The organism is Mycobacterium sp. TH-M11, from assembly GCF_057473725.1.
The window spans coordinates 1-1,905 of sequence record NZ_JBYCLD010000102.1; the positions used below are offsets into that span (position 1 = coordinate 1).

General features: G+C 67.5%; 1 protein-coding gene. It reads left to right on the top strand.

Features of this window, described 5'->3' with window-relative positions; translation table 11 throughout:
* A partial coding sequence (locus tag AC2VOG_RS04205; protein ID WP_486938662.1) for a condensation domain-containing protein occupies nt 1-1,905 on the top strand: 1,905 nt, incomplete at both ends.

Sequence of the window (1,905 nt, forward strand, 5' to 3'; positions counted from 1 at the left end):
ACCTGAACACCGATGTCGGCCTGGCCGGAGCGGATCCGGCAATCGGTTTCAATTACCTCGGGCGTCTTGGCGGTTCGGCCGCCAAGACGGCCGATGATGGGTGGCGGATCAGCCCGGAGAGCGGCACGGTGGCCAGGGTTGCCACCGCTATCCCCATGCCGTTGCTGCACACCGTGGAGCTCAACGCCGCGATGGTGGACACCGACGCCGGCCCGCAGCTGCAGGCCGGCTGGACGTGGGCGCCCTCGGCGCTCGATCACGCGCAGGTCGCGCGGCTGAGTCGGCTGTGGTTCGACGCTTTGGCCGGCATCTGTGCCTATGTCAGGCGGGGTGGGGGCGGGTTGACGCCGTCGGATATCGCGCCGGCCCGGCTACGCCAGGAGCAGATCGACGAACTGAGCCGGCAGTATCGGCTCGCCGATATCCTGCCGTTGACGCCCTTGCAGCAAGGTCTGTTCTTTCACGCCAGCGCCGCGCAGGGCGGCGACGACGTCTACGCGGTGCAACTGGACATCACGCTGACCGGTCCGCTGGATCCGCGTCGGCTGCGCGATGCGATGCAGGCGGTCGTGACCCGGCATCCCCATCTGGCTGCCCGCTTCTGCCCGCACTTCGACGAGTCGGTGCAGATCATCCCGGCCGATCCCGTCGCTGCTTGGCGGTTCGTCGACCTGTGCGGAGCACACCTCGACCTCGACGAGCAGATCGACCGGGTCTGTGCGGCCGAGCGAGCCGCGGTCTTCGATCTGGCCGAGCAACCGGCGTTTCGCGCGGCGTTGGTCCGCACGGGACAGGACCGGCACCGATTCGTGCTGACCAACCACCACATAGTGCTCGACGGCTGGTCACTGTCGAACTTGTTGCGGGAGTTGTTCGCCGGCTACTACGGGAACCGGCTGCCCGCGGCTGTGCCGTACCGCAGGTACATCGCCTGGCTGGCCGGTCAGGATCGTCCTGCCGCCCGCACCGCCTGGCTGCAGGTGTTGGCCGGCTTTGACACCCCCACGTTGATCGGCCCGCCGGACCGGTTGGGGCTGGGGCCGCGCGACGTCGCTTCGTTCCGGGTATCCGAGCGCACCACCCGGGCTGTTTCCGAGCTTGCCCGCTCGTCGCAGGCCACCGTCAACACCGTTCTGCAGGGCGCCTTCGCGACGGTGCTGAGGTGGCTGACCGGCCACCATGACGTCGCCTTCGGCACCGTCGTCGCGGGCCGTCCCGCAGAGTTGACCGGCGCGGAGTCGATGATCGGCCTGCTGATCAACACCGTGCCGGTACGGGCGGTAATCGACGACGCAACCACCACCACCGACCTGCTCGAGCAGCTGCGTCACGATCACAACCACACCCTCGAACACCAGCATCTGGCCCTCAGCGACATCCATCGCGCGACCGGTCACGAAAGATTGTTCGACACCGTTTTCGTCTACGAGAACTATCCGACGGACGCGGCTGCGCTGTCGGGCGCGGACGGGTTGGTCATCGGCGGGCTCACCAACCGTGACTTCTACCATTACCCGCTTGCGATCCAGGCCGTGCCGGGCCACGAACTGGAACTCGTCGTCCAATATCGCGCGGATGTTTTCGACGCGACCGTGATCGGCGCGCTGATCGAGCGCTTGCAGCGGGTGCTGGTGGCCATGTCCGGAGATCCAACACAGCCGTTGTCGTCGATCAACTTGGCAGAGCCGGTGGTCCAGCCACTGACCGCATCGGTATCGCCAACCGGGCACCACGGCAACGGTTCCGGCTATCGCGCCCCGGCGACGCTGGTCGAGCAGATTCTGGCCGGCATCTGGGCCGGAGTGCTGGGAGTCGACCGGGTCGGGGTCGACGAGTCGTTCTTCGACCTCGGCGGGGATTCGCTGTCGGCGATGCGGGCGATCGCCGCGATCAACACCGCCCTCG